Here is a 3,774-nt window from a genome sequence, read left to right as displayed (position 1 = left end):
TATAACCCCGTCGTATACATTATTGTTAAAGTATGTACAATTTCTTCTAACTCTAGTTCTTTATCATTTTGCACAATTGTCCAAAGAAAGGTTTCATTCATCGCGAACCAACCACGTGCTACAATCTCTTTATTTAATTCAGGCTGCGCTAATCCACTTTCTTGAGAGTAAGTAATATCCTGTGTAATACTTTTTACAAAGCGTTCCCGAATCTCATCCCATTTTTGACGTATCTCCCCTGATAATCCTATTGCTTCTTCGACAACTTGCAAAATAGCCCGTTCTTCTTCCGCTAATTGTAAGAATGCTCTAACTTGATTTTGAATCATATCACATGCTTCTAACTTTGTTTGAGGGGAAAAAGAGCGATCAGCAATAGCATAAAAGCGATTCATAACATCTTCCATTAAAACGATGAGGAGAGCATCTTTGTTTTTAAAGTATACATATGCTGTTCCATAACCAGTTTCTGCATGTTTAATAATTTGCGTGATTGTAGTTTTCTGAAATCCGTTTTTTATAAAAATAGTATAACCGGAATGTAATAGTTTCTTTTTTGTTTCTAAGGAGCGATGTTTTCTTGTTGAAAGAGTAGAATTTTTCAAGGAATCACCTCTTTATACTGAAATATCTGAAAATATAATTGTTTTGTAAAAGAAGTCCATATATAAAGTCAACTGACATAATATCATTGACGTTATATCAACTAAGATGATATATTTCAATTAGTTAGAATAAAAAGAAAATTAAAAGAAGGTGACACCATGTATAAAGAACCATTCCAACCAACTTATGAGTATGCGCTTGAATGTGATAAACATGATGAACTGAAAGATTTTCAAACTGAATTTTATAAAAAAGAAGGAACAATATATTTAGATGGTAACTCATTAGGGTTACTTTCGAAAAGAGCAGAAAAGTCGTTACTTACTTTGCTAGATTCATGGAAAGAATATGGAATTGATGGATGGACTGAAGGGGAACATCCGTGGTTTTTCCTTTCAGAGAAATTAGGTGAATTAACAGCACCTCTTATTGGAGCTTTACCAGAAGAAACAATTGTAACCGGTTCCACAACTGCAAATATACATCAAGTTATTGCGACTTTTTATGAGCCGAAAGGTATACGTACAAAAATTCTTGCAGATGAGTTAACATTCCCGTCAGATATATATGCACTTCAGAGCCAAATTCGTTTAAAAGGCTTAGATCCAGATGAGCATTTAGTGCGAGTGAAAAGCCGAGACGGTAGAACACTTTCTGAAGATGATATTATTCAGGCAATGACAGATGATATCGCTTTAATTTTATTACCTTCTGTTTTATATAGAAGTGGACAAATTCTTGATATGAAACGTTTAACAGCGGAAGCTCATAAACGCGGCATACATATTGGATTTGATTTATGTCATTCAATTGGATCTATTCCGCACCATTTCAAAGAGTGGGATGTTGATTTCGCTGTATGGTGTAATTACAAATATTTAAATGCAGGACCTGGTGGTGTTGCAGGGTTGTATGTGAATAAAAAGCATTTTAATAGACTTCCAGGATTGTCTGGCTGGTTTAGTTCTAGAAAAGATAAGCAATTTGATATGGAGCATATATTAACAGCGGCTGATCACGCAGGTGCGTATCAAATTGGTACACCTCACGTATTAAGTACAGCGCCGTTAGTCGGTTCTCTTGAAATCTTTAAAGAAGCTGGTATTGAGAAGTTACGTGAAAAATCACTTCATATTACGAGATACATGCTAGATTTAATTGATCATGAATTAAAAGATTTCGGATTTACAATTGGAAATCCGTTAGAGGATGAAAAACGAGGCGGGCATATTTATTTAGAACATGCGGAAGCAGCGCGCATATGTAAAGCGTTAAAAGCGAATGGAGTAGTTCCAGATTTCAGGGCGCCAAACGGCGTGAGACTTGCGCCAGTTGCTTTATATAATATGTACGAGGAAGTATGGAAGTCCGTTCAGATTTTAAAGGGAATTATGAAAGATGAAGAGTATAAAAACTTTGAAAATAAGCGAGAGGTTGTGGCATAAGTATGAAAGCATCACAGTGGATTGATATTTCACAACCGCTAAATAATGAAATCGCGACTTGGCCAGGAGATACACCATTCTCGTATGAAGTTTCATGGTCCAAAGAAGAGAGTGGCTCTGTAAATGTCGGAAAGTTAACGATGAGTATTCATACAGGTACTCATATTGATGCACCTTTTCACTTTGATAATGAGGGTAAGAAAGTAATAGATTTAGATGTTCAAGTTTATGTCGGACCAGCGCGGATCATTGACGTTTCTAATCTTGAAAGCATCGGGAAAAACGAATTAGAAAACTTTAATTTAGAAGGTGTAGAACGATTGTTGTTACGCACATCTTCACATGGTAAAGCAAATGAATTCCCAGATGTAATTCCGCATTTACGCGCTGATATTGCACCGTTTCTTTCAGATAAGGGTATTCGTTTAATCGGGGTGGACGTACCTTCAGTAGATCCGTTAGATGATAAAGAACTAGCAGCACACCATCAATTATTTAGACACGGAATTCACATTTTAGAAAATGTCGTACTCGATCACGTAGCAGACGGCGATTACGAACTTATTGCCTTACCACTTGCATTAACAGATGCAGATGGGAGTCCAGTTCGCGCTGTTATTAGACCAATATAAGTAGAAATATATAAAAGGGGCGTTTGACTAATATGAAAGAAAACGAAAAGGTAATAATGGAAAAAGGGATTCACACTGATTTTAAGGAAAATATGACGTACGGAGAGTATTTACAGCTAGATAGCTTATTATCTAGTCAACAAAGATTATCAGATCATCATGATGAAATGTTATTTATCGTTATTCACCAAGCAAGTGAGCTTTGGATGAAACTAATTTTACATGAACTGAATGCAGCAATTGAATCTATTAAACAAGACAAATTAGCACCTGCATTTAAAATGTTAGCACGTGTATCAAAAATTCAGTCGCAAATTATTCAATCTTGGGATATTCTTGCGACATTAACGCCATCAGAATATATTGAGTTCCGTGATTCACTTGGTCAGGCTTCTGGTTTTCAATCGTATCAATATCGAATGATTGAGTATGCACTTGGTTATAAAACACCACATGCATTAAAGATTTATGAAAAGGACCCAGAATTACATGCTCGTCTTCATAAAGCACTTCATTCACCAAGTTTGTATGATGTGGCGATACAAGCGCTTGTTAAAGAAGGATTCCCAATTCATAAAGATGTGTTAAATCGTGATATTACGCAGCCTTACGAAGAGGATGCGACTGTAGAAGCGGCTTGGATAGAAGTGTATGCGGATGTGCAGAAATATTGGGATTTATATCAGCTTGCAGAGAAATTAATCGATATTGAAGACTGGCTACAACAATGGCGTTTCCGTCATATGAAAACGGTAGAACGAATTATTGGTCATAAAATGGGAACAGGTGGCTCTTCTGGCGTATCTTATTTAAAGCGAGTGCTTGATCAATGCTTCTTCCCAGAGCTTTGGAACGTTCGAACGAAATTATAAGAATAAACTTGTCAGCTAATAAAGGCTGGCAAGTTTATTTTTTTGTTTTAAAAACAAATATGATTTAATAGAGAGAATGAGATGAACAACAAATATTACATAATCATTTAGATGGAGGAAGATTTCTTGAATTTTGAACAGCTAGAAAGTAAATTCGAAAAGAAAAAAGTTAATACATTTCTTGTTTATCAAAAGGGTGAATTAACGACTGAATATTAT

The 3,774-nt window shown here is 35.5% G+C and carries 4 protein-coding genes and 1 pseudogene; 4 read left to right on the top strand and 1 reads right to left on the bottom strand.

From position 1 onward, the window contains the following. Positions 1–605 (bottom strand): TetR/AcrR family transcriptional regulator (locus tag KI356_RS24450; protein ID WP_212936718.1); only part of this gene is annotated, 605 nt, incomplete at its 3' end. Between the two features lie 159 nt (positions 606–764). On the opposite strand from KI356_RS24450, the gene kynU reads away from it, so the two are divergent. The 4 genes and pseudogenes from kynU to KI356_RS24430 all read left to right on the top strand — a co-directional run. Beyond that, positions 765–2,051 (top strand): kynureninase, encoded by a 1,287-nt coding sequence (gene kynU / locus KI356_RS24445; protein ID WP_212936717.1) that lies wholly within the window; start codon positions 765–767, stop codon positions 2,049–2,051. Positions 2,052–2,053: 2 nt separating this feature from the next. After that, positions 2,054–2,683: an arylformamidase gene (gene kynB, locus KI356_RS24440; protein ID WP_212936716.1), complete on the top strand. Its 630-nt coding sequence runs from the start codon at positions 2,054–2,056 to the stop codon at positions 2,681–2,683. A 32-nt stretch (positions 2,684–2,715) separates the two neighbouring features. After that, positions 2,716–3,555, top strand: coding sequence for a tryptophan 2,3-dioxygenase (gene kynA / locus KI356_RS24435; RefSeq protein WP_128280217.1), 840 nt, complete (start codon positions 2,716–2,718; stop codon positions 3,553–3,555). Between the two features lie 126 nt (positions 3,556–3,681). Continuing rightward, positions 3,682–3,774 (top strand): annotated as a pseudogene (locus KI356_RS24430) (serine hydrolase domain-containing protein); the annotation flags it as partial.

This window comes from Bacillus hominis, from assembly GCF_018332515.1.
Lineage (GTDB): Bacteria > Bacillota > Bacilli > Bacillales > Bacillaceae_G > Bacillus_A > Bacillus_A hominis.
Note: the sequence above shows the minus strand (reverse complement) of the source record. Positions and strands in the feature narration are given on the sequence as shown.